Below are 23015 nucleotides of genomic sequence, written 5' to 3' on the forward strand. Positions count from 1 at the left end.
GTACGAGGGGCTCAGGCCTTCTTCGGCCGGGCCCGTACGTGCATCCGCTCCCCCTGCGGCCCGAACAGGCTCAGGAACTCCGCCGGACCCTCCCCCGTCGACCCGAACCAGTGCGGCACCCGCGTGTCGAACTCGGCCGCCTCCCCCGCGGTCATCACCACGTCGTGCTCCGCGAGCACCACCCGCAGCCGCCCCGAGAGCACGTACAGCCACTCGTACCCCTCGTGCGTGCGCAGTTCGGGCTCCTCGGCGCGCTGCGGCACCAGCACCTTGAACGCCTGCAACCCACCGGGCTGCCGGGTCAGCGGCCAGAAGGTCCGCCCGTGCCGGACCAGCGGCTCGGCCCGCACCCGGGGGTCGGTCACCGGCGGCGCCCCGACCAGTTCGTCCAGCGGCACCTGGTGCGCCCGCGCGATCGGCAGCAGCAGCTCCAGGCTCGGTCTGCGCAGGCCCGACTCCAGCCGGGACAGCGTGCTGACCGAGATACCGGTCGCCGCCGACAGCCCTGCGAGGGTTGCACCGCGTTCCTTGCGGATGCGGCGCAGCCGCGGGCCGACCTCGGCCAGCACCTCGTCCGTGTCGTCAGTCATGGAGCCCATTGCAGTTTCGGCAAACGGGTTTGTCAATGCGGCCAAGGGTGCGCCACCGTCTCACCCATGACCGAGAACTACGAAGTGATCGTCATCGGCGGCGGAGCGGCGGGCCTCTCCGCGGCCCTGGTCCTGGGCCGGGCCCGGCGTCGCACCCTGGTCGTCGACGCCGGCGAGCCCCGCAACGCGCCCGCCGCCCACATGCAGGGCTATCTCTCCCGCGACGGCATGCCACCGGCCGAGTTCCTGGCGATCGGCCGCGAGGAGATCGCACGGTACGGCGTCGACCTGGTCGAGGACCGGGTGGTGGACGTGACGGAGGGCTTTGCCGTCACCCTTGCCAGCGGCCGGACCGTACACGCGCGCCGCCTGGTGATCGCCACCGGCCTGCGCGACGAACTGCCGGCGGTCCCCGGCGTCGCCGAGCGCTTCGGCAGGGATGTGCTGCACTGCCCGTACTGCCACGGCTGGGAGGTTCGCGACCGGGCCTTCGGCGTCCTCGCGACGACTCCGATGAGCGTGCACCAGGCGCTGATGGTCTCCCAGTGGTCGAAGGACGTGACGCTCTTCCTGCACACGGTCGGCGAGGAGCAGCTGTCGGCCGATGACACGCGCAGGCTCGCGGCGGCGGGAGTGAAGGTGGTCCCCGGCGAGGTCGCGGAGCTGGTGGTGGAGGAGGACCGGCTCAGCGCCGTACGCCTGCTGGACGGTTCGATGCACGCACGCGAGGTCGTGTTCACCGCACCCCGGGCGATCCCGCAGACGGACCTCCTGGAGCGCCTGGGCGCGGAAATGCAGGAGACACCGTTCGGCTCGTATCCCGTGGTCGACCCGACCGGCCTGACGACGGTCCCCGGCGTCTGGGCCGTGGGCAACGTCATGGGCTTCGCCGAACAGGTCGTCAACGCGGCGGCAGGCGGCTACCGAGCAGGAGCCTTCATCAACGGAGAGCTCCTGATGACCGACCTGGACGCAACGCCCTGAAAGCATCGTCCGGGTGAAACCCGGCGAACCGCGTCGCACTATGGCTACATGCTGCTTGCCCGGCTAACCCACGTGTCCCAAGAGGTCGCCGCCACCTCCGCACGCTCCCGGAAGATCGCCCTGCTCGCGGAACTGTTCCGCGACGCCGAGCCGGACGACGTCCCGATCGTGATCCCCTATCTCGCGGGACGCCTCCCGCAGGGCCGGCTCGGCGTCGGCTGGAAGGTGCTCAGCCGACGGGTCGCCCCCGCCGCCGAGCCGGCCCTCACCGTGCGCGAGGTGGACGCCCTGTTCACCGACCTGGCCAAGGTCTCCGGCGCCGGCTCGCAGGCCGAACGGGCGCGGCTCGTCGGTGAGTTGATGGGCGCGGCCACGGAGGACGAGCAGCGCTTCCTGTTCGGGCTGATCACCGGCGAGGTGCGGCAGGGCGCCCTGGACGCCGTGGCGGTCGAGGGGCTGGCGCAGGCCACCGAGGCGCCGCCCGCGGACGTACGGCGGGCGGTGATGCTCGCCGGCTCGCTCCAGACCGTCGCGCAGGCCCTGCTGGCGGACGGACCGGCCGCCCTCGACCGGTTCCGGCTCACCGTCGGCCGCCCGGTGCTGCCGATGCTCGCACACACCGCCTCCTCGGTCTCCGAGGCGGTCGGGAAGCTCGGCGCGTGCGCGGTCGAGGAGAAGCTGGACGGCATCCGCGTCCAGGTGCACCGGGACGGCGACACGGTACGGCTCTACACCCGCACCCTCGACGACATCACCGACCGCCTGCCCGAACTGACCGGCGCCGCGCTGCGGTTGAGGGGCGAGCGGTTCATCCTGGACGGCGAGGTCATCGCGTTCGACGCGGACGGCCGCCCTCGCTCGTTCCAGGAGATCGCGGGCCGTGTCGGCTCCCGCACGGACGTGGCGACGGCCGCCAAGGAGGTGCCCGTCTCCCCGGTGTTCTTCGACGCCCTGGCCGTCGACGGCCGCGACCTGCTGGACCTGCCGTTCACGGAACGGCACGCCGAGCTGTCCCGGCTGGTCCCCGAGCCGATGCGGGTGCGGCGCGCCCTCGTGTCGGGGCCCGAGGACATCGCCGCGGCCGAGGAGTTCCTCGCCGCGACCCTCGCCCGCGGCCACGAGGGCGTCGTGGTCAAGGGCCTCGACGCCGCCTACAGCGCGGGCCGGCGCGGCGCGTCCTGGCTGAAGGTCAAGCCGGTCCACACGCTCGACCTCGTCGTGCTGGCCGCCGAGTGGGGTCACGGCCGCCGCACCGGCAGGCTCTCCAACCTCCACCTGGGCGCCCGTACCGCCGACGGCGGTTTCGCGATGCTCGGCAAGACCTTCAAGGGCATGACCGACGCGATGCTGGCCTGGCAGACCGAGCGTTTGCAGGAGCTGGCCGTGGACACCGACGGCTATGTGGTGACCGTACGTCCCGAGCTCGTCGTCGAGATCGCCTACGACGGCCTCCAGCGCTCCACCCGCTACCCGGCCGGCGTCACCCTGCGCTTCGCGCGCGTGGTCCGCTACCGCGAGGACAAGCGCCCCGAGGAGGCGGACACCGTGGAGACCCTGCTCGCCGCCCATCCGGAGGTGCGGCCGTGACCGCGAAGCGCAGCGCGGGCCTGCTGTTGTACCGGCACACCGACGGCGGCCTGGAGGTGTTGCTCGGCCATATGGGCGGCCCGTTCTTCGCGAAGAAGGACGCCGGGGCGTGGGGCGTGCCCAAGGGCGAGTACGAGCCGGAGGAGGAGACCGCCTGGGACGCGGCCCGGCGCGAGTTCCAGGAGGAGCTCGGGCTGCCGGCGCCGGACGGCGAGGCGGTGGAGCTGGGCGAGGTCCGGCAGACCAACGGCAAGGTGGTCACGGCGTGGGCGATCGAGGCCGACCTCGACCCCGCGACGATCGACCCGGGCACCTTCCGGATGGAGTGGCCGCCGAAGTCGGGGAACGTCCAGGAGTTCCCCGAGCTGGACCGGGTGGAGTGGTTCGGTCTCGACCGTGCCAGGGCCGTGATCGTGAAGGCGCAGGCCGCGTTTCTCGACCGGCTCGCGGAGCACTCGGGCTGACGGGCTCCGCGGAGCTCCCGGCAGACAGACGTACATGCGTTGCGGTCGCCCGCGGTGCGCGGGAAGGTCGTAACACGACAGCCGCCCCCAGGAGGTCAGCCATGCCCATCGCGACGGTGAACCCGGCGAACGGCGAGACGCTCAAGACGTACGAGGCCATGGGCGAGGAGGAGCTGGAGCGCCGGCTCCAGCTCGCGGAGGCGACGTTCCGCACGTACCGGACGACGTCGTTCGCCGAGCGCGCCCGTCTGATGCACCGGGCCGCCGAGCTCCTCGACGGGATGCAGCAGGACATCGGCCGCGTGATGACGACCGAGATGGGCAAGCCGGTCAAGCAGGCCCGCGCGGAGGTCGCCAAGTGCGCCAAGGCGATGCGCTGGTACGCCGACCACGCCGAGGAGCTCCTCGCCGACGAGGAGCCCTCCGACTTCGACGTCAAGGACTCCGGCGGGTCCCGGGTGCGGGTGCGCTACCGGCCGCTGGGCCCGGTGCTCGCCGTGATGCCGTGGAACTTCCCGCTGTGGCAGGTGATCCGCTTCGCCGCGCCGGCGCTGATGGCCGGGAACGTGGGCCTGCTCAAGCACGCGTCGAACGTCCCGCAGACCGCCCTGTTCCTGGAGGACCTCTTCCACCAGGCGGGCTACCCGGAGGGCTGCTTCCAGACCCTGCTCATCGGGTCCGGCGCGGTCGACGACATCCTGCGCGACGAGCGGGTAAAGGCGGCCACGCTCACCGGCAGCGAGCCCGCCGGGCGGGCCGTGGCCTCCACGTCCGGGGAGATGATCAAGAAGACGGTGCTGGAGCTCGGCGGCAGCGACCCGTACGTGGTGATGCCCTCCGCCGACATCGACCGGGCGGCGCAGGTCGCGGTCACCGCGCGCGTGCAGAACAACGGGCAGTCCTGCATCGCCGCGAAGCGGTTCATCGTGCACAAGGACGTGTACGACCGCTTCGCCGAGCGGTTCGTCGAGGGCATGAAGGCGCTGAAGGTCGGCGACCCGATGGAGGAGGACACGGAGGTCGGGCCGCTCGCCAGCGAGCAGGGGCGGGACGACCTGGAGGAGCTGGTGGAGGACGCGAAGCGCGGCGGGGCGACCGTGCTGTGCGGCGGCCACCGGCTGCGGCGGCCGGAGCTGCCGGGCTGGTACTACCCGCCGACGGTCCTCGCCGGGATCACCCGCGAGATGCGCATCCACCGCGAGGAGGCCTTCGGGCCCGTGGCCACCCTCTACCGGGCCTCCGGGCTCGACGAGGCGGTGCTCATCGCCAACGACTCGCCGTTCGGACTGAGTTCGAACGTGTGGACGCGGGACGAGGCGGAGGTGGACCGGTTCGTACGGGACCTGGAGGCCGGCGGGGTGTTCTTCAACGGCATGACCGCCTCGCATCCGGCGTTCCCGTTCGGCGGGGTCAAGCGGTCCGGGTACGGGCGTGAGCTGTCCGGGCACGGAATCCGGGAGTTCTGCAACATCACGACGGTTTGGCACGGGGCGTGAGTGTTGCGCGGCTAACATCCCGGTTGTGAACCGCGAAGTGACTCTGCCTCTGATCGTCGACGACCGCGGGACCTTGCAGGTGGCTGCCGCCGATGTGAGCAAGCTTTTGCGGACCGTGGGCGGGCGGTGGCTGCATCTTGTCGAGGCCGGGGAGGGCGGGCTCGACGAGGACACGGTGGCCGCGCTGACGATCGAGCTCGCGAAGCTCGCCGACCGTATCGACGTGGCGTGCATCGCGCACAGCAGTGGGGGTGCGCCCTAGGGACGTCCGGTTCCCGTCAGGAAGATCGACTCCCAGAACAGGGCCTCGTAGCTCTGGAGCAGTCGGCCGTACCCGTGTGCCGCTTCCTCGTCGAGAGTGCCCGTGTCCAGTCCCGCCTGTACCGCCGCCGTCGCCCGTTCGTCCAGTTCGGGGGCGGGCTGTGCGAAGAAGTCGAAGAACGCGCAGGACTCGTCCTTGAAGCCGTAGTCCGTGCGCAGGGCCCGGGCGATGGTCTCGCAGTAGCCGCCCCACGCCGAGAAGTTGGCCGTGATCGCCAGGACCGTGTCCGTCGGGGACGCGTTGAGGGCGAGCCAGGCGACGTACGCGGGGTAGGCCTGGCAGCCGGGGAGGGGTTCGTAGGCGTGGAAGCGGGCCTCGTCGACGCCGCACGCCGCCGCGAACGGCTCCAGCCGCTCCCCCGCCAGCGTCTCGCCCTCGGCGAGCATCGTGAAGAAGGCCGCAGCCTCCGGCTCCCCTGCCGCGCGTTGCGCCAGATGCAGGAACGCGGTGCGGTCCGCCGGGATCACCCGGCGCTGCTCCAGCGCCAGCGTGGCGAGGGTGTCGAGCGGTGCCTCGCCCCGGGCGATCAGCGGGACCAGGGGGTTGGCGTGGGGGTCCGGGGCCAGCTGTGAGGTGGTCGTTCGCAGCAGTTCCGTAGCCGTGCGCGCCATCGCGTCCTCCGTCGGTTCGGATGCGGTGCTCCTGATCCGACCTTTACACGGGGGTCCCCGATACGGAGTAGTCCGGCGCGAGATCGTCGCCCCGTCGGGTGATCGTGGGTGAACCACCCCCAGAGGTGAACCACCTTCTGACCGGGGGGCCGAAAGCCTTCCGGACGGCGAAAGCAGGCACGGTTCATGGCGACTTTGTGCAGACCCTCGGTGTCCGTCCCAGAGCACGTGATCACGATGGAGGAGACGCTGGAGCTGGCGCGCTCCCGCCACGCCGACCATCCCCAACTGCCCCTCGCTCTCCGGCTGATCGAGAACACCGGTGTGCGCACCCGGCACATCGTGCAGCCGATCGAGGAGACCCTGAAGCACCCCGGCTTCGAAGAGCGCAACAAGGTCTACGTGGCCGAGGCGAAGGCCCGGGTGCCCGCGGTGATCCAGCGGGCGCTGGACGACGCCGAGCTGCTCACCAGGGACATCGACGTGATCGTCTACGTGTCGTGCACGGGCTTCATGATGCCCTCGCTCACGGCCTGGCTGATCAACGAGATGGACTTCGACTCCACCACCCGGCAGATCCCCATCGCCCAGCTGGGCTGCGCGGCCGGCGGCGCGGCCATCAACCGGGCGCACGACTTCTGTTCGGCCTACCCCGAGGCCAACGCCCTCATCGTGGCCTGCGAGTTCTGCTCGCTGTGCTACCAGCCCACCGACCTCGGCGTCGGCTCCCTGCTGTGCAACGGCCTGTTCGGCGACGGCATCGCGGCCGCCGTGGTGCGCGGGCGCGGCGGCGAGGGCATCGAGCTGGAGCGCAACGGCTCGTACCTGATCCCCAAGACGGAAGACTGGATCATGTACGACGTCCGGGCCACCGGATTCCACTTCCTGCTGGACAAGCGGGTGCCGGCCACCATGGAGCCCCTCGCCCCGGCGCTGCAGGACCTCGCGGGACTGCACGGCTGGGACGCGGCCGACCTGGACTTCTACATAGTCCACGCGGGCGGGCCCCGAATACTCGACGACCTCAGCAAGTTCCTGCAGGTCGACCCGCACGCCTTCCGGTTCAGCCGGGCCACGCTCACCGAGTACGGCAACATCGCCAGCGCCGTCGTCCTGGACGCGCTGCGCCGGCTGTTCGACGAGGGCGGCGCCCAGCACCGGGCGCGCGGGCTGCTCGCCGGGTTCGGTCCCGGCATCACGGCGGAGATGTCCCTGGGCCGCTGGCGCCGGGACGACGTAGAGGCGGCATGAGTACGGCATGAGCGAAGAGACCCTGACCGAGACCCTTCCCCCGGTCCGGCACTGGCCGGCCCTCGACCTCACCGGCGTCGACTTCGACCCGGTGCTGACCGAGCTGATGCGCGAGGGTCCCGTGACCCGCATCCGGCTGCCCAACGGCGAGGGCTGGGCCTGGCTGGTCACCCGCTACGAGGACGTGCGGACGGTGACCAACGACCCCCGCTTCAGCCGCGAGGCGGTCATGGACCAGCCGGTCACCCGGCTCGCCCCGCACTTCATCCCGCAGCGCGGCGCGGTCGGCTTCCTCGACCCGCCGGACCACACCCGGCTGCGCCGCTCGGTCGCCGCCGCCTTCACGGCCAGGGGCGTGGAGCGGGTGCGTGAGCGGTCGCGCCGGATGCTGGACGAACTCGTCGACGAGATGCTCCAGGAGGGCCCGCCGGCCGACCTGAGCGCGGCTGTCCTGAGCCCGTTCCCCATCGCCGTGATCTGCGAGCTGATGGGCGTCCCGGCGGCCGACCGGCACGGCATGCACACCTGGACCCAGCTGATCCTGTCCTCCTCGCACGGCGCCAGGGTCAGCGAGAAGGCCAAGAACGAGATGGGCGCGTACTTCTCCGACCTGATCGCCCTGCGCGAGGGCAGCTCCGGCGAGGACGTGACGTCCCTGCTCGGCGCCGCCGTGGGCCGCGGGGAGATCACGCTGGAGGAGGCGGTCGGGCTCGCCGTGCTCCTCCAGATCGGCGGCGAGGCGGTCACCAACAACAGCGGGCAGATGTTCTACCTGCTGCTGACCCGCCCCGACCTGGCCGAACGCCTGCGCGCTGAGCCGGAGATCCGGCCCCGCGCCATCGACGAGCTCCTGCGCTACATCCCGCACCGCAACGCGGTCGGCCTCTCGCGGATCGCGACGGAGGACGTGGAGATCAGCGGCGTGCTGATCCGCAGGAACGATCCGGTGTACGTCTCCTACCTGGCCGCCAACCGCGACCCGGAGGTCTTCCCGGACCCGGAGACCATCGACGTCACCCGCTCCCCCAACCCGCACGTCTCCTTCGGCTTCGGCCCGCACTACTGCCCGGGCGGCATGCTGGCGAGACTGGAGTCCGAGCTCCTGGTGGACGCGCTGCTGGACGGCGTACCGACCCTGAGACTCGCGGTCCCACCGGACCAGGTCCCCTTCAAGAAGGGCGCGTTGATCCGCGGCCCCGAAGCCCTGCCGGTCGCATGGTGAGCGACGGGCTGCTGGTCCCGCCGGGTCACGGCCGGGTCGTGCAGACCCCCGCCCAGCGGGTGACCTTCAAGGTGACCGGCACCCACTCCCGCATGGCCTCCACCTTCGAGGTGGAGGTCCCGCCGGGCTTCGACGTGGGCGCCCATGTCCACACCCGCAGCGAGGAGCTGTTCTACGTCCTGGAAGGCGAGCTGGACGTCCTGGCCTTCGAGCCGAGGGTGCGGACGCCGGACAACTGGCAGCGCTGGGAGTCGAGTTCGGGCAACAGGGTGGTACGGGCGACACCGGGCACGGTGATCGTCGTACCGCCGGGCTGCCCGCACGCGTTCGCGAACCCGACGGACACCCCGGCGAGGATGTTCTTCCAGGCGTCCCCGCCCCCGGACCACGAGCGCTACTTCGAGGAGCTGCTCGCGATCCTGGGGAACGGGGGCCCACCGGACCACGCGGCGATCGAGGAGCTGCGGGCGAGATACGACATCGAGCAATTGACGCCGCTCAAGCACAGTTGACCTCAGGGGCGCGGGGAACTGCGCGACCAGCCCCCACGCACCCGCAGCCGCCGAACTACCGAATCGGCATCCCCGAAAGCGTCCGAGCGATCACCAGGCGCTGGATCTCGCTCGTCCCCTCGAAGATCGTGTAGATGGCCGCGTCACGGTGCATCCGCTCCACCGGGTACTCCCGGGTGTAGCCGTTGCCGCCCAGTATCTGGACCGCCTGCGCCGTGACCTTCTTCGCCGTCTCGCTCGCGAACAGCTTGGACATGGAGCCCTCGGCGGCGGTGAACTGCTTGCCGTTGATCGCCATCCAGGAGGCGCGCCACACCAGCAGCCGGGCCGCGTCGATGGACGTACGCATGTCCGCGAGCTGGAAGGCCACGCCCTGGTTGTCGATGATCGGGCGGCCGAACTGCGAGCGGGTCTTGGCGTAGTCGAGGGCGACCTCGTACGCGGCCCGCGCGGTGCCCACCGCCATCGCGCCGACGGCCGGGCGGGACGCCTCGAACGTGGCCATCGCGGCGTTCTTGACGCGCTCGCCGCCCTGCTTGGCCCGCTCGCGGGCGCGCGCGAGCCGCTCGTCCAGCTTCTCCTTGCCGCCGAGCAGGCAGGAGCCGGGGATCCGGACGTCCTCCAGGACCACCTCGGCGGTGTGCGAGGCGCGGATGCCGTGCTTCTTGAACTTCTGCCCCTGCGACAGACCCGGCGTGTTCGGCGGGACGATGAAGGACGCGTGGCCCTTGGAGCCGAGCTCCGGGTCGACCACGGCCACGACCACGTGGACGTTGGCGATGCCGCCGTTGGTCGCCCAGGTCTTGGTGCCGTTGAGCACCCACTCGTCCTTGGCCTCGTCGTACACGGCCTTCGTGCGCATGGAGGCCACGTCGGAGCCGGCGTCGGGCTCGGAGGAGCAGAACGCGGCGACCTTCACGTCGTTCGCGTCGCCGTACATCTGCGGGATCCAGGTGCCGATCTGTTCCTCGGTTCCGTTGGCGAGAACGCCCACGGCGGCCAGACCCGTGCCTACGATCGACAGGGCGATGCCCGCGTCGCCCCAGAACAGCTCCTCCATGGCCATCGGGATGCCGAGCCCGGTGGGGTCGAAGTACTGCTGGGCGTAGAAGTCGAGGGAGTAGATGCCTACCTTCGCGGCCTCCTGGATGACCGGCCAGGGAGTCTCCTCACGCTCGTCCCATTCGGCGGCCGCGGGGCGGATGACGTCGGCGGCGAAGCCGTGCAACCAGTCGCGGACCTCCTTCTGTTCGTCGTTGAGCTCCATGGTGAACTCGGCCATGTCCCCTCCAGCGGCGGCGCACTTGCATGTTACTAGCGGTAACCTCAGTCTGTTACTGACCGGTAGGAAAGTCAACTCCCGATGACGCCTCGGCAGCCAGTTCGATGGTGAGGGCATGTTGAGTGTTAGTTTGCGCAGGCGTCACCGAATTAGCACGGGTGGGGAGAGCTCATGGACACCACACAGCGGACCGAACAGCAACGGTCCGCCGACCGACGTCGGCGCGAGTTGCTGGAGGCCGCGGACAGAGTGGTGCTGCGCGACGGCCCGCAGGCCTCGATGAACGCGATCGCGGCGGAGGCCGGCATCACCAAGCCGATCCTGTACCGGCACTTCGGGGACAAGAGCGGACTCTACGCCGCCCTGGCCAAGCGGCACACCGACGCGCTGCTGAACTCGCTGCGGGCGGCCCTCGACGCGCCCGCGGACCGGCGGGAGCGGGTCGAGGCGACGCTGGACACCTACCTCGCGGCGATCGAGGCCCGGCCCCAGGTGTACCGCTTCCTGATGCACCCGGCGGACGGCGGACCCTCCGCCGACCAGGGCTTCGACGTCGGCAAGCACTCGGCTCCCCTGCTGCGCAGGATGGGCGAGGAACTCGCCCAGGTCATCGAGGACCGCCTGGACCTCGGCCCGGAGAGCCAGCAGCTGGCCCGCGTCTGGGGCCACGGCATCGTCGGCATGATGCACGCGGCGGGCGACTGGTGGCTCGGCGAACGCCCCTGCTCCCGGGCGGAGTTGGTGCGCAGCCTGGCCGACCTGCTGTGGGGGCGGCTGGCGGCGGCGGGCGACAAGATCGGCGGCCCCGGGTTCTAACCCCGGTGCCAGGAGGATCGCGCCACCTGTCTCATCAGGCGTCGGTGGCGCAGTCCTTTCAGGTGGTCGGCGTAGACCCTGCCCTCCAGGTGGTCGCACTCGTGCTGCAAACACCTCGCAAAGAAACCCGTCCCGTGCACCGTCACCGGCTCCCCGGCCGCCGTGAAGCCCTCGACCACCGCATGGTCGTAACGCTCCGTCCCCGCCTCCAGACCCGGCAGGGACAGACAGCCCTCCGGGCCCCGGAGAACCACTCCGTCGGCCTCCACGAGTCGCGGGTTCACCATGTGACCCAGGTGGCGGACGTCCTCGTCGTCGGGGCAGTCGTAGACGAACACCCGCAGCGACTCGCCGATCTGGTTCGCCGCCAGCCCCACGCCCTGCGCCGCGTACATGGTCGCGAACAAGTCCTCCACGAGCGACACCAGTTCGGGTCCGAAGTCGGCGACCTCCGCGCAGGGCGCGTGCAGTGCCGGGTCGCCGAGCAGGGTGAGGGGCCGGACGCGCCCGCGGGTGCCCGGAATGGAGCCGTTTCGCATGGCCGCAAGGGTACGGCGGTTCGGGAGCGTGAACAGATCTCGATAGGCTGAGGTCCACACCACGTTGCCGTCAGGCAGAGGCGCGGCGCGTACGCAAGGAGGATCGAGAACTGATGTCAGGCAACTCGGACCCGCTCACGCCGCGGGCCAAGCTGGCCGTGACCGCGGGCAAGGCGGTCGCAGCGGCGTCGCGAGCCGCGGGGCGCGGCAGCGGTTCGGTGATCGGCGGCCGGGTGGCGCTCAAGCTGGACCCCGACCTCCTGGCGCGGCTCGCCCAGCACCTGGACGTCGTCCTGGTCTCGGCGACCAACGGCAAGACCACGACCACCCGCCTGATCGCGGAGGCCCTGCGCGCCGCGGGCCCGGTCGTCTCCAACGCGCTCGGCGCCAACATGCCGGCCGGCATCACCTCGGCCCTCGCGGGCGGTTCGGACGCCAGGTACGGCGTCATCGAGGTCGACGAGAAGTACCTCGCGGGCGTGGCCCGGGACACCGACCCGAAGTGCATCGCGCTGCTCAACCTCTCCCGCGACCAGCTCGACCGCGCCGCCGAGACCCGCATGCTCGCGGAGAACTGGCGCGAGGGGCTCGCCGGTTCCAAGGCCGTGATCATCGCCAACGCCGACGACCCGCTGGTCGTGTGGGCCGCCTCCTCCTCGCCGAACGTGATCTGGGTCGCCGCCGGCCAGATGTGGAAGGACGACGCCTGGTCCTGCCCGTCCTGCGGCGGTGTGATGCAGCGGCCCGGCGACGACTGGTTCTGCGGCGAGTGCGGCTTCCGCCGTCCGACGCCCAGCTGGGCCCTGTCCGGCGACCACGTCCTCGACCCGCACGGCTCGGCCTGGCCGATCCACCTCCAGCTGCCCGGCCGCGCCAACAAGGCCAACGCCGCCTCCTCGGCCGCCGTCGCCGCCGTCTTCGGCGTGCCGCCGCAGGTCGCCCTCGAACGTATGTGGCAGGTGCAGGCCGTGGCCGGCCGGTACGACGTGGTGCGCTTCCAGGAGCGCGACCTGCGCCTGCTGCTCGCGAAGAACCCGGCGGGCTGGCTCGAAACGTTCAGCCTGATCGATCCGCCGCCCACCCCGGTGATCCTCTCGGTGAACGCGCGCGGCGCCGACGGCACCGACACCTCCTGGCTGTGGGACGTCGACTACACCCGCCTGTCCGGTCACCCGATCTGCGTCATCGGCGACCGCAGACTGGACCTCGCGGTGCGCCTCGAGGTCGCCAACCAGAACTTCCAGGTGTGCGAGACCCTCGACCAGGCGGTGCAGCTGAGCCCGCCCGGCCGGATCGAGGTCATCGCCAACTACACCGCGTTCCAGGACCTGCGCCGCCGCGTCGGCAACTGACACAGGGGACATTCGTGAGCGACAACCAACTGCGGGTCGTCTGGGTCTACCCCGACCTGCTCAGCACCTACGGCGACCAGGGCAACGTCCTGGTCGTGGAGCGCCGGGCACGGCAGCGCCGCCTCGACGTGGCCCGCCTCGACGTGCGCAGCGACCAGCCGATCCCCACCTCCGGGGACATCTACCTGATCGGCGGCGGCGAGGACCGGCCGCAGCGGCTCGCGGCCGAGCGGCTGCGCCGGGACGGGGGGCTGCACCGGGCCGTGGAGAACGGCGCGATCGTCTTCTCCGTCTGCGCCGGCTACCAGATCCTCGGCCACGAGTTCATCAACGACCTCGGCCAGCGCGAGCCGGGTCTGGGCCTGCTGGACGTGGTCTCCGTGCGCGGCGAGGGCGAGCGGTGCGTCGGTGACGTGCTCGCCGACATCGACCCGCGCCTGGGCCTGCCTCCGCTGACCGGCTTCGAGAACCACCAGGGCGTCACCCACCTCGGCCCGACCGCCCGCCCCTTCGCCCAGGTCAAGCTCGGCAACGGCAACGGCACGGGGGACGGCACGGAGGGCGCGTACAACGACACGGTCTTCGGTACGTACATGCACGGCCCGGTGCTGGCGCGCAACCCGCTCATCGCCGACCTGCTGCTGAAGCTCGCGCTCGACGTGAACGCGCTGCCGCCGACCGACGACCGCTGGTACGAGGCACTCCGCAACGAGCGCATCGCGGCTGCGCAGCAGCCTGCGTGAACACAGCTGCGCAGCAGCCCGCCTGACACCTGGAGTCCAGCACTCCGCAACCAGCCCGTCTGACGGGGCGTCCGCACAGGTGAGCGGGGTCGTCCAGCAGTCGGACGGACGGTGCGGCCCCGCCCCCCGCTGCCGCTAGGGTGGCGGGGTTCGAGCCGGACAGCGTGGTCCGGTGCCGACCACGCGAAGAAGGTTTTCTCGGGCTATGCGCATTGGTGTCCTCACGTCCGGCGGCGACTGCCCCGGCCTGAACGCCGTCATCCGGTCCGTCGTGCACCGCGCCGTCGCCGACCACGGCGACGAGGTCATCGGCTTCCGGGACGGCTGGAAGGGCCTCCTGGAGTGCGACTACCTCAAGCTCGACCTCGACGCGGTGGGCGGCATCCTGGCCCGCGGCGGCACCATCCTCGGCTCCTCCCGGGTCCAGCCCTCCCATCTGCGTGACGGCGTGGAGCGGGCCAGGGGCCATGTCGAGGAGCTCGGTCTCGACGCGATCATCCCGATCGGCGGCGAGGGCACGCTGAAGGCGGCCCGGCTGATGTACGACGCCGGCCTGCCGATCGTCGGCGTGCCGAAGACCATCGACAACGACATCGCCGTCACGGACGTCACCTTCGGCTTCGACACCGCGGTGGGCGTCGCGACGGAGGCGCTCGACCGCCTCAAGACCACCGCCGAGTCCCACCAGCGCGTCCTGGTCGTGGAGGTCATGGGCCGGCACACCGGCTGGATCGCGCTGCACTCCGGCATGGCGGCCGGCGCGCACGCCATCGTCGTACCGGAACGGCCCTTCGACATCGAGGAGTTGGCCAAGCGGGTCGGCGAGCGCTTCGAGGCCGGCAAGCGGTTCGCGATCGTCGTCGCGGCGGAGGGCGCCAAGCCGGCGGTGGGCACCATGGAGTTCGACGAGGGCGGCAAGGACGTCTACGGCCACGAGCGCTTCGCCGGCATCGCCCGCCAGCTGTCGATCGAGCTGGAGGAGCGGCTCGGCAAGGAGGCGCGGCCGGTGATCCTGGGCCACGTCCAGCGGGGCGGCACGCCGACCGCGTACGACCGGGTCCTGGCGACGCGTTTCGGCTGGCACGCGGTGGAGGCGGTGCACCGGGGCGAGTTCGGCAAGATGACGGCTCTGCGGGGCACGGACATCGTGATGGTGTCGCTGGCGGAGGCCGTGGAGACCCTGAAGACGGTTCCGGCCGAGCGCTACGACGAGGCGGAGTGCGTGCTGTAGGGCGTGCGTGAGCGAAACCGCCCCCGGTCATCACCGTGACCGGGGGCGGTTCTAGTCTGGGTCCGGACAGACAGCTCACAACCCCCACGAATCAGGAGCCGTTGGATGGATCACAGCGGGCACGGCATGACCATGGATCTGCCGCCGTTCACGCTGGGGCGGGGGCTTCAGTGGTCGGCGGACCCGTTCTTCCTCACGGCGTGTCTGCTGGGGCTCGCGCTGTACGCGTACGGCGTGGTGCGGCTGCGGCGGCGCGGGGACGCGTGGCCGGTGGGGCGGACGATCTCCTTCGTCGTCGGGGTGCTGACCATCGGCCTCGTCATGTGCACCAGGCTGAACGACTACGGCATGGTCATGTTCAGCGTGCACATGGTGCAGCACATGATCATCAGCATGCTGTCGCCGATCCTGATCCTGCTCGGCGCCCCCGTCACCCTCGCCCTGCGCGCGCTGCCCGCCGCGGGCAAGGGCCGCAAGGGCCCGCGCGAACTGCTGCTGATGCTGCTGCACAGCCGGTACATGCGGATCATCACGCACCCCGCCTTCACCATCCCGCTGTTCATCGCGAGCCTGTACGCGCTGTACTTCACGCCCCTCTTCGACTTCCTGATGGGTTCGAAGACCGGGCACATCGCGATGATGGTGCACTTCCTCGCCGTGGGTGTCGTGTTCTTCTGGCCGATCATCGGCGTGGACCCGGGCCCGCACCGGCCGGGCTATCTGATGCGGATGCTGGAGCTGTTCGCCGGCATGCCCTTCCACGCGTTCTTCGGCATCGCGCTGATGATGGCGTCGACGCCGATGGTCGAGACGTTCAAGAACCCGCCCGCCTCCCTCGGCATCGACGCGCTGTCCGACCAGACGGCGGCCGGCGGCATCGCCTGGGCGTTCAGCGAGGTCCCGTCCGTACTGGTGCTGCTCGCGCTGCTGTTCCAGTGGTACGGCTCCGAGCAGCGGCAGGCCAAACGCAAGGACCGGGCCGCCGACCGCGACGGCGACAAGGAACTCGAGGCGTACAACGCCTATTTGGCCTCATTGAACGCACGGGGGCGTTAAGGGCTTCGCCATTCCGCGGCATTCAGTAGCATGAAGCGCATCGGGGGTACCGCCGGGGGGAGCGGTGATGACACTTCGCGCTTTTGTGCCAAGGGCCGGAATATCGGTGATTCGACGGATCGCCGTCCTGCTCGTATTCGTACTGATGCTCAGTGGCTGCGATCGAAGTACGCCATTGACGCTGGTGAAGGCAGTCGCGGCGGGAGTTCCGTCGCTCGCACCATTCTTCGACGAGGGCAGCGGGCTGGGCCACGACTCGCCGGTCCGTTCGCAGGTCGTGCAGGGCAGCCTCCAGCAAGGGGACACACCCGGGCTGTACGGCGGCACGCGCAAGCCGAACATCTGTGACGTCAAGAAACTCAAGGCGTTTCTCACGGATCCCAGGAATCACCAGAAGGCGCAGGCGTGGGCGGACGCCCTGAGTATTACCACCGCCGAGATTCCCGGATATCTGGACCGGCTCACTCCTGTTCTCCTGCGTCACGACACGCTCGTGCAGAACCACGACTACAAGAAGGGAAAGGCCGTCCCCTTCAACTCCCTGCTCCAGGCGGGAATCGCGATTCTCGTCGATGAACAGGGACTTCCGGCTGTGAAGTGCTCGTGCGGAAATCCGCTGCGTCCCTTCACCGGTGACACGAACCGGATTTCGGTCAAGTTCGACGACGGCAACAAGAAGTGGCAGGGATACCGGAGTTCCTCGGTGGTGGCCGTTCGGCCGGCCGTCCGGCCGATGCGGCAGCTCGCCCTCGTCGACGTGGACGATTCCGCGCGCGGTATCGACCGTCCGGTCGGCACCACGGGCTCGGCCGACAAGCCCTTCAACGCGGCCAAGCCGCGGCCCGTGCCCGTCCTCGCCGGGACGACGTTCGGGGACGCGAGCCGGCAGCTGGCCGCCAAGGGGCTGGCGGTCGGATACACCGGGAGGTCCCTGCCGCCCGACGACGCCACGGTCACCGCCTCGGACCCGCCGGCCGGGACCCCGCTGCGATTCGGGCAGTACGTGACGCTGAGCGTGACCGGCGGGACCTCGCCGGGGAGCGGCTCGGGAGGGACGTCGGAGGGTTCGTCCGGGGCCACGTCCACTCCTCCGGGGACCTCGTCCTCCGGGCCGTCCACGAAGCCGCCGTCATCGGGCTCGTCAGGACCGTCGTCGCCGTCCTCGGGATCCTCGGGACCGTCGTCCGGGTCGTCCGGACCGTCCTCGCCCTCGTCGCCGTCCAGCGGCGGCCCGAGTACGTCCTCGGCCCCGCCGTCCTCGTCGAGCGCGCCGCCGCCGAGCTCGCAGAAGCCGCCGTCGAGCGACCCGCCGACGACCGTCAGCGCGCCCCCGCCGCCCAGCGACCCGGTCACCAGCAGCGCACCGCCCCCGCCGAGCGACCCGGTGACCTCCAGCGCCCCGGTCACCACCGGCGCGCCGCCGCCCGAGACCAGCAGCGCCCCGGCCACCAGCGAGCCGGCGAGCAGCGCACCCGCCGCGAGTGAGCCCGGGAGTTCCGGGGCCGCCGTCGGCGCGATCATGTAGCGCCCCCGCAGAACCCGGGAGTCACCGGATGCATTCAGGATCACCGACGTCGGGAGTGGGCCGGGTCATCGCCGGCCGTTATCTGCTGCTGAACCGGCTCGGCAGCGGCGGCATGGGCCATGTCTGGCTCGCCCACGACCAGAGACTCGCCTGCGAGGTGGCGCTCAAGGAGATCGTCTTCCGGGATCCCGAACCCACCGGTGACGAACGCGAGGCGCGGGTCGCCCGGGCCCGCGCCGAGGCCCGGCACGCGGCCGGGCTGCGCGGCCATCCGCACGTGGTGACCGTGCACGACGTGCTGGAGCACGAGGGCCTGCCGTGGATCGTCATGGAGTACGTGAGCGGTGCGGTCGACCTGCGCGACCTGGTCGAGCGGCGCGGCCCGCTGGCGCCCGCGGAATGCGCCCGCATCGGCCTCGCCGTCCTCGACGCGCTGACCGCGGGGCACGAGCGGGGCGTGATGCACCGGGACGTAAAACCGGCGAACATCCTGCTGGCGCCGGACCGCTCGGGGGCCCCGTACGGGCGGATCCTGCTCACCGACTACGGCATCTCGGTGCAGCCGGACGGCGGCGAGACCCGGTACACGCTGGCGTCCGTGCTGGTGGGCACGTCGGGCTATCTGGCGCCCGAGCGGGCCACGGGCGGGCCGCCGACGCCCGCCGCCGACCTGTTCTCGCTGGGCTGCACGCTCTACTACGGCGTGGAGGGCCGGGGCCCCTTCGAGCGCGAGTCGCACCTGGCCGAGGTCACCGCCGTGGTGATGGAGGAGCCGCGTCCGGCCCAGCGTGCCGGCGCGCTGGGCCCCGTACTGCAGAAGCTGCTGGAGAAGGATCCGGTACGGCGGCCGTCCGCGCCGGAGGCGGAGGCGGCGCTGTCGCGGATCGTGACGCCGGAGCCGGATTCCTTCGCCCGCACCCAGACCGACCTCGGCTCACAGCCGCCGTGGGCGGGGGTGTCCCCTCCCCCGCCGCCTCCACCGCCGGGTCCAGGACCCGCGGCCGAGGGCCTCCGCTCGGACAGCCTCGGCGCGGGCAGCTTCGGATCCAGTGGATTCGGGCCCGTCGTGGTGCCCGGGCCGCCCCCGGCCACCCATCGCCGCAGTGGGCTGCCGCGCGTGCTGCGGGCCGTCGCCGCCGCCTCGCTGGGGCTCGTGCTGGCGCTGGGCGGGGTCTGGTACGCCGTGGCCCACCGGGCTTCCGGCGACGGCGACGGCGGGTCGAAGTCGCCCTACGGCTCGGCCGTCGGGCTCACCGTGCCGCTCAAGGACGGTGACTGCGTGCTGGCCGACTGGCCCGGCGCGCGGCTCCAGGGCACGCCCCGGCTGAAGCTGGACCCGACCTGCACGAGCGGGCCGCCGGACGGGCAGGTCATGGCCTTCGCGCCGGCCGCCTCGGCGGACGAGGCACGCAAGCTGGGGGCGGCGCGGTGCGAGGAGCGCACGCAGGAGATCCGGGAGCGGCTGGCCGACGTCCACAGTGTCGCCGTCGTGCCGACCGACGCCGGTTTCGAGGCGGCGAACCGGCGCACCGCCTGTCTGGTGGTGGGCGCGCACGGGCCGGTCTACGGGCCGCTCGGCGACAACCGCAAGCTCGGCACGTCCTTCACCCACACGGAGAACATGCAGCGCCGGGACTGTCTGCGGACCCAGTCCGTGCGCAGCGCCTCCCTGGTCGCCTGCTCCGGCCCGCACGACGAGCAGGTGCTCGGTTTCACCCGGCTGGGCAAGGACGTCACCTTCGCCGAGGCCCGTACGGAGTCGGACGCGGCCTGCGCCAGGGACGTGCCGCCGCGCGACTACGGCTTCGACCCGTCGGCCTACGCGTCCGGCTCCTGGACCAGCCAGGGACCCTGGAAATCGGGCACCCATTTCGTCGTGTGCACCGTCCGGAAGCAGAACGGGGGCACCATGGAGGGGGACGAATCCTGAGGAGGGTGCCTCGATGCCCGGTTCTACGGACGGTTCTACGAAGGCGATGGGCGTGCTGACCGTCGGCGGTCTCGTCGTGGTCACGGCCTACACGGTGGCGCTCGGCAGCAACGGCTGGCTGTGGTTCGGCTGGGTCGTGCTGGGGCTGCTCACCCTCGGCATGATCGCCACCCGCAGCAGCGCCTGACGCGCCCCGCGCACGGCGGCGGCACGGCTCACTCCTCGCCGATCCGCCCGGCGGAGTGGACGCCCGGCTGGTACTTGGGCAGCCGGGCGGTGACCTTCATGCCCGCGCCGACGGCGGTCTCGATGACGAGCCCGTAGTCGTCGCCGTAGACCTGCCGGAGCCGGTCGTCGACGTTGGACAGCCCGATCCCGCCGGACGGGCTGACCTCGCCGGCGAGGATACGGCGCAGCAGCACCGGGTCCATGCCGACGCCGTCGTCCTCGATGACGACCAGGGCCTCGGCGCCCGCGTCCTGCGCGGTGATGCTGATGTGGCACTTGCCCCCGACGGTCGCCGCCTTGCCTTCGAGGCCGTGCTTGACGGCGTTCTCGACGAGCGGCTGGAGGCAGAGGAAGGGCAGGGCGACCGGCAGCACCTCGGGCGCGATCTGCAGGGTGACCGACAGGCGCTCGCCGAAGCGTGCCCGCACGAGCGCCAAGTAGTGGTCGATGGCGTGGAGTTCGTCGGCCAGGGTGGTGAAGTCGCCGTGCCTGCGGAACGAGTAGCGGGTGAAATCGGCGAATTCCAGGAGGAGTTCGCGGGCGCGCTCGGGGTCGGTGCGGACGAAGCTGGCGATCACCGCGAGCGAGTTGAAGATGAAGTGCGGGGAGATCTGGGCCCGAAGTGCCTTGATCTCGGCCTCGATCAGACGGGTGCGGGACTGGTCGAGATCGGCCAGCTCCAGCTGGACGCTCACCCAGCGGGCGACCTCCCCGGCGGCCCGGACCAGGACGGCGGACTCGCGGGGCGCGCAGGCGACGAGGGCGCCGTGGACGCGGTCGTCGACGGTGAGGGGGGCGACGACGGCCCAGCGGACCGGACAGTCCGGGGTCTCGCACTTGAGGCGGAAGGCCTCGCCGCGGCCGGTGTCCAGGGCTCCGGCGAGGCGTTCCATGATCTCGGTGCGGTGGTGGGCGCCGACGCCGTCCCAGACCAGGACCTCCTTCTGGTCCGTGAGGCACAGCGCGTCCGTGCCGAGCAGGGTGCGCAGTCTGCGGGCCGACTTGCGGGCGGTCTCCTCGGTCAACCCGGCCCGCAGCGGGGGCGCGGCGAGCGAGGCGGTGTGCAGGGTCTGGAAGGTGGCGTGCTCGACGGGCGTGCCGAGCCCGGCCAGGTTCTCGGGCCGGGCGGTGCGCCGCCCCAGCCAGAAACCGGCGGCGAGCAGCGGGAGGACGGCGACGCACAGGCCGGCGAGGAAGCCGCTCACGCCTTCACCTCCGCCCTCAGCGCCTCCGGCAGGTGGAACCGCGCCAGGATGCCCTCCGTGCCGGCCGGCACCCGGCCCGGTGTGGCCAGGGACACCAGCACCATGGTGAGGAAGCCCAGCGGCACCGACCAGAGTGCGGGCCAGGCCAGTAAGGCGTGCAGGGGGCCCGAGCCGGGGAATCCCGCCATGGTCGCGGCCACCGCCGCGAACGCCGAGCCGCCGCCGATCAGCATCCCGGCCGCCGCACCCGGCGGGGTCAGCCGCCGCCACCAGATGCCGAGGACCAGCAGCGGGCAGAACGAGGACGCCGACACCGCGAAGGCCAGCCCCACCGCGTCGGCCACCGGCAGCCCGCCCACCAGCACGCTCGCGGCCAGCGGCACGGCCATCGCCAGCACCGTGCCGAGCCTGAAGTGCCGTACCCCGCGCGACGGGAGGACGTCCTGGGTGAGCACGCCGGCGACGGCCATGGTCAGCCCGGACGCCGTGGACAGGAACGCGGCGAAGGCCCCGCCCGCCACCAGCGCCCCGAGCAGGTCGCCGCCGACTCCGCCGATCACGCGGTCCGGCAGCAGCAGTACGGCGGCGTCCGCGTCGCCGCTGAGGGCGAGTTCGGGGGTGTAGAGGCGGCCGAGGGCGCCGTACAGCGGCGGCAGCAGGTAGAAGGCGCCGATCAGGCCGAGGACGGCGACCGTGGTGCGGCGGGCGGCGACGCCGTGCGGGCTGGTGTAGAAGCGGACGACGACGTGCGGCAGGCCCATGGTGCCCAGGAAGGTCGCGAGGATCAGCCCGTACGTGGCGTACAGCGGGCGTTCCTGGCGCCCGGAGGCGAGCGAGGTGGACATGCCGCCGTTGGTGCCGCGGTCGGCGGCCGGGACGGCGGCGCCCTTGGCGAAGGTCAGCCGGGCGCCCTGCTGGATGCGGTGGGTGCCGGCGCGGAGCCGTACCCGCTGGTCTTCGTGGGTGCGGCCGTCGACGGTGCCCGTGACCGTGACCGTCAGCGGCCGCTCCAGCTTCAGGTCGAGGGTGTCGTCGACCTGCACGACGCGCTGTTCGCGGAAGGTGGCCGGCTCCTCGAAGGCGTGGTCGGGGGAGCCGTCGCCCTGCCAGGCGAGCACGAGGAAGAGGGCGGGGACGAGGAGGGCGGTGAGCTTGAGCCAGTACTGGAAGGCCTGCACGAAGGTGATGCTGCGCATGCCGCCCGCGGCGACGGTGGCGACCACGACGACGGCCACGATCAGGCCGCCGAGCAGGTCGGGGGCGCCGGTGAGGACGGTCAACGTCAGTCCGGCGCCCTGGAGTTGGGGCAGCAGGTAGAGCCAGCCGACGCCCACGACGAAGGCCCCGGCCAGGCGCCGTACGCCGTGCGAGGCGAGCCGGGCCTCGGCGAAGTCGGGGAGCGTGTAGGCGCCGGAGCGGCGCAGCGGGGCGGCGACGAACAGGAGCAGGACCAGATAGCCGGCGGTGTAGCCGACCGGGTACCAGAGCATGTCCGGGCCCTGGACCAGGACGAGTCCGGCGATGCCCAGGAAGGAGGCGGCGGAGAGGTACTCGCCGCTGATGGCGGCCGCGTTGAGGCGGGGGCCGACTGTGCGGGAGGCGACGTAGAAGTCGGAGGTGGTGCGGGAGATGCGCAGGCCGAAGGCGCCGACGAGGACGGTCGCCACCACGACCAGCGCGACCGCCGGGACCGCGTAGCCGGAGTTCATCGGTCTTCGACGAGCCGTACGAAGTCCCGCTCGTTGCGCTCGGCGCGCCGGATGTACCAGAGGGCGAGCAGGACGAGGGGGGCGTAGAGGCAGAAGCCGAGGATGCCCCATTCGAGGCGGTGGGCGTCCGGCATGGCGGCGAAGACCAGGGGCAGCGGGCCGATCAGCAGGCCGAGGACCGCGAACACGGCGAGGGCGGCGCGCAGTTGGGTGCGCATGAGGGAGCGGACGTATGTGTGGCCGAGGGTGGTCTGCTCGTCGATCTCGGTGCGCGGGCGGTAGTAGCCGGAGGCGGGGCGGGTGCGGCGGGGTGGCCCGGTGACGACGACGCGCCGCTCGGCTGGGTCCTGGTTGGGCACG

Annotated in this window: 22 protein-coding genes and 1 pseudogene; 16 read left to right on the forward strand and 7 right to left on the reverse strand. The window is 71.6% G+C overall.

Annotated elements, in window-relative coordinates; genetic code table 11:
- Positions 1–11: 11 nt before the first annotated feature.
- Entirely contained in the window at positions 12–590 is a 579-nt protein-coding gene (locus MQP27_RS46030) for a helix-turn-helix domain-containing protein (protein WP_242777092.1), read from the reverse strand.
- 66 nt (positions 591–656) lie between these two features.
- On the opposite strand from MQP27_RS46030, the gene MQP27_RS46035 reads away from it, so the two are divergent.
- From MQP27_RS46035 to MQP27_RS46055, 5 genes are all read left to right on the forward strand, one after another.
- A complete protein-coding gene (locus MQP27_RS46035; RefSeq protein ID WP_242777094.1) occupies positions 657–1574 on the forward strand; it encodes an NAD(P)/FAD-dependent oxidoreductase in 918 nt (305 codons plus the stop codon).
- Positions 1575–1622: 48 nt separating this feature from the next.
- Entirely contained in the window at positions 1623–3161 is a 1539-nt protein-coding gene (locus MQP27_RS46040; protein ID WP_242777096.1) for an ATP-dependent DNA ligase, read from the forward strand.
- Entirely contained in the window at positions 3158–3625 is a 468-nt protein-coding gene (locus MQP27_RS46045) for an NUDIX hydrolase (RefSeq protein WP_242777098.1), read from the forward strand. Before MQP27_RS46040 ends, MQP27_RS46045 begins: the two co-directional genes overlap by 4 nt.
- A 101-nt stretch (positions 3626–3726) precedes the next feature.
- Positions 3727–5121 (forward strand): NADP-dependent succinic semialdehyde dehydrogenase, encoded by a 1395-nt coding sequence (locus tag MQP27_RS46050; protein ID WP_242777100.1) that lies wholly within the window; start codon positions 3727–3729, stop codon positions 5119–5121.
- Between the two features lie 25 nt (positions 5122–5146).
- The gene (locus tag MQP27_RS46055) at positions 5147–5383 is read left to right on the forward strand and encodes a DUF6213 family protein (RefSeq protein ID WP_133047630.1); all 237 of its coding nucleotides are present in this window, start codon (positions 5147–5149) and stop codon (positions 5381–5383) included.
- On the opposite strand, the gene MQP27_RS46060 is transcribed toward MQP27_RS46055, so the two are convergent.
- Entirely contained in the window at positions 5380–6054 is a 675-nt protein-coding gene (locus MQP27_RS46060; RefSeq protein ID WP_242777102.1) for a thiaminase II/PqqC family protein, read from the reverse strand. The two genes, MQP27_RS46055 and MQP27_RS46060, sit on opposite strands and share 4 nt — an antisense overlap.
- A 177-nt stretch (positions 6055–6231) precedes the next feature.
- Between MQP27_RS46060 and MQP27_RS46065 the strand changes: the two are divergent.
- From MQP27_RS46065 to MQP27_RS46075, 3 genes and pseudogenes are all read left to right on the forward strand, one after another.
- Positions 6232–7305: pseudogene (locus MQP27_RS46065) on the forward strand (type III polyketide synthase); the annotation flags it as partial.
- A gap of 7 nt (positions 7306–7312) precedes the next feature.
- On the forward strand, positions 7313–8527 hold the full coding sequence (locus tag MQP27_RS46070) for a cytochrome P450 (protein WP_242777106.1): 1215 nt from the start codon (positions 7313–7315) through the stop codon (positions 8525–8527).
- Entirely contained in the window at positions 8521–9039 is a 519-nt protein-coding gene (locus MQP27_RS46075) for a cupin domain-containing protein (protein WP_242777108.1), read from the forward strand. The genes MQP27_RS46070 and MQP27_RS46075 overlap by 7 nt, the downstream gene beginning before the upstream one ends.
- 55 nt (positions 9040–9094) lie before the next feature.
- On the opposite strand, the gene MQP27_RS46080 is transcribed toward MQP27_RS46075, so the two are convergent.
- Entirely contained in the window at positions 9095–10321 is a 1227-nt protein-coding gene (locus tag MQP27_RS46080; RefSeq protein ID WP_242777110.1) for an acyl-CoA dehydrogenase family protein, read from the reverse strand.
- A gap of 171 nt (positions 10322–10492) precedes the next feature.
- Here MQP27_RS46080 and MQP27_RS46085 point away from each other — a divergent pair, with 171 nt between their 5' ends.
- Positions 10493–11137 carry a TetR/AcrR family transcriptional regulator gene (locus tag MQP27_RS46085; RefSeq protein ID WP_242777112.1) on the forward strand — a complete coding sequence of 215 codons (645 nt, stop codon included), beginning with the start codon at positions 10493–10495 and terminating at the stop codon, positions 11135–11137.
- On the opposite strand, the gene def is transcribed toward MQP27_RS46085, so the two are convergent.
- Positions 11134–11676, reverse strand: coding sequence for a peptide deformylase (gene def, locus MQP27_RS46090; protein ID WP_242777114.1), 543 nt, complete (start codon positions 11674–11676; stop codon positions 11134–11136). The two genes, MQP27_RS46085 and def, sit on opposite strands and share 4 nt — an antisense overlap.
- Before the next feature lie 113 nt (positions 11677–11789).
- Between def and MQP27_RS46095 the strand changes: the two genes are divergently transcribed.
- The 7 genes from MQP27_RS46095 to MQP27_RS46125 all read left to right on the forward strand — a co-directional run bounded on the left by MQP27_RS46095 (position 11790) and on the right by MQP27_RS46125 (position 19700).
- Positions 11790–13028, forward strand: coding sequence for a MurT ligase domain-containing protein (locus tag MQP27_RS46095; protein WP_242777116.1), 1239 nt, complete (start codon positions 11790–11792; stop codon positions 13026–13028).
- A 14-nt stretch (positions 13029–13042) separates the two neighbouring features.
- Entirely contained in the window at positions 13043–13771 is a 729-nt protein-coding gene (locus tag MQP27_RS46100) for a type 1 glutamine amidotransferase (RefSeq protein ID WP_242777118.1), read from the forward strand.
- A gap of 205 nt (positions 13772–13976) precedes the next feature.
- Entirely contained in the window at positions 13977–15002 is a 1026-nt protein-coding gene (locus MQP27_RS46105; protein ID WP_242777120.1) for a 6-phosphofructokinase, read from the forward strand.
- Between the two features lie 105 nt (positions 15003–15107).
- The gene (locus MQP27_RS46110) at positions 15108–16058 is read left to right on the forward strand and encodes a cytochrome c oxidase assembly protein (RefSeq protein WP_242777122.1); all 951 of its coding nucleotides are present in this window, start codon (positions 15108–15110) and stop codon (positions 16056–16058) included.
- 184 nt (positions 16059–16242) lie between these two features.
- Complete coding sequence (locus MQP27_RS46115; protein WP_308290091.1) at positions 16243–17583, forward strand: DUF6777 domain-containing protein; 1341 nt, start codon at positions 16243–16245, stop codon at positions 17581–17583.
- A 28-nt stretch (positions 17584–17611) separates the two neighbouring features.
- On the forward strand, positions 17612–19513 hold the full coding sequence (locus MQP27_RS46120) for a serine/threonine-protein kinase (RefSeq protein WP_242777126.1): 1902 nt from the start codon (positions 17612–17614) through the stop codon (positions 19511–19513).
- 13 nt (positions 19514–19526) lie between these two features.
- On the forward strand, positions 19527–19700 hold the full coding sequence (locus MQP27_RS46125; RefSeq protein ID WP_242777128.1) for a hypothetical protein: 174 nt from the start codon (positions 19527–19529) through the stop codon (positions 19698–19700).
- 28 nt (positions 19701–19728) lie between these two features.
- Here the strand turns inward: MQP27_RS46125 and MQP27_RS46130 are convergent, their stop codons facing one another.
- Genes MQP27_RS46130 through MQP27_RS46140 form a run of 3 tightly spaced genes read right to left on the reverse strand, consistent with a single transcriptional unit; the run spans position 19729 to position 23014 of the window.
- Entirely contained in the window at positions 19729–20946 is a 1218-nt protein-coding gene (locus tag MQP27_RS46130) for a sensor histidine kinase (RefSeq protein ID WP_242777130.1), read from the reverse strand.
- Positions 20943–22655 (reverse strand): sodium/solute symporter, encoded by a 1713-nt coding sequence (locus MQP27_RS46135; protein WP_242777132.1) that lies wholly within the window; start codon positions 22653–22655, stop codon positions 20943–20945. Before MQP27_RS46135 ends, MQP27_RS46130 begins: the two co-directional genes overlap by 4 nt.
- Positions 22652–23014 carry a hypothetical protein gene (locus MQP27_RS46140; RefSeq protein WP_242777134.1) on the reverse strand — a complete coding sequence of 121 codons (363 nt, stop codon included), beginning with the start codon at positions 23012–23014 and terminating at the stop codon, positions 22652–22654. Before MQP27_RS46140 ends, MQP27_RS46135 begins: the two co-directional genes overlap by 4 nt.
- Between the last annotated feature and the right edge of the window lies 1 nt (position 23015).

Origin of the sequence: Streptomyces cylindrosporus (assembly GCF_022698165.1) — a bacterium.
GTDB lineage: Bacteria > Actinomycetota > Actinomycetes > Streptomycetales > Streptomycetaceae > Streptomyces > Streptomyces cylindrosporus.

Excerpts from the sequence above, each read along its gene's own strand:
- MQP27_RS46030 (WP_242777092.1), bottom strand. The coding sequence starts at position 590 with ATGACTGACGACACGGACGAGGTGCTGGCCGAGGTCGGCCCGCGGCTG.
- MQP27_RS46035 (WP_242777094.1), top strand. The coding sequence starts at position 657 with ATGACCGAGAACTACGAAGTGATCGTCATCGGCGGCGGAGCGGCGGGC.
- MQP27_RS46040 (WP_242777096.1), top strand. The coding sequence starts at position 1,623 with ATGCTGCTTGCCCGGCTAACCCACGTGTCCCAAGAGGTCGCCGCCACC.
- MQP27_RS46050 (WP_242777100.1), top strand. The coding sequence starts at position 3,727 with ATGCCCATCGCGACGGTGAACCCGGCGAACGGCGAGACGCTCAAGACG.
- MQP27_RS46060 (WP_242777102.1), bottom strand. The coding sequence starts at position 6,054 with ATGGCGCGCACGGCTACGGAACTGCTGCGAACGACCACCTCACAGCTG.
- MQP27_RS46070 (WP_242777106.1), top strand. The coding sequence starts at position 7,313 with ATGAGCGAAGAGACCCTGACCGAGACCCTTCCCCCGGTCCGGCACTGG.
- MQP27_RS46075 (WP_242777108.1), top strand. The coding sequence starts at position 8,521 with ATGGTGAGCGACGGGCTGCTGGTCCCGCCGGGTCACGGCCGGGTCGTG.
- MQP27_RS46080 (WP_242777110.1), bottom strand. The coding sequence starts at position 10,321 with ATGGCCGAGTTCACCATGGAGCTCAACGACGAACAGAAGGAGGTCCGC.
- MQP27_RS46085 (WP_242777112.1), top strand. The coding sequence starts at position 10,493 with ATGGACACCACACAGCGGACCGAACAGCAACGGTCCGCCGACCGACGT.
- def (WP_242777114.1), bottom strand. The coding sequence starts at position 11,676 with ATGCGAAACGGCTCCATTCCGGGCACCCGCGGGCGCGTCCGGCCCCTC.
- MQP27_RS46095 (WP_242777116.1), top strand. The coding sequence starts at position 11,790 with ATGTCAGGCAACTCGGACCCGCTCACGCCGCGGGCCAAGCTGGCCGTG.
- MQP27_RS46105 (WP_242777120.1), top strand. The coding sequence starts at position 13,977 with ATGCGCATTGGTGTCCTCACGTCCGGCGGCGACTGCCCCGGCCTGAAC.
- MQP27_RS46110 (WP_242777122.1), top strand. The coding sequence starts at position 15,108 with ATGGATCACAGCGGGCACGGCATGACCATGGATCTGCCGCCGTTCACG.
- MQP27_RS46120 (WP_242777126.1), top strand. The coding sequence starts at position 17,612 with ATGCATTCAGGATCACCGACGTCGGGAGTGGGCCGGGTCATCGCCGGC.
- MQP27_RS46125 (WP_242777128.1), top strand. The coding sequence starts at position 19,527 with ATGCCCGGTTCTACGGACGGTTCTACGAAGGCGATGGGCGTGCTGACC.
- MQP27_RS46135 (WP_242777132.1), bottom strand. The coding sequence starts at position 22,655 with ATGAACTCCGGCTACGCGGTCCCGGCGGTCGCGCTGGTCGTGGTGGCG.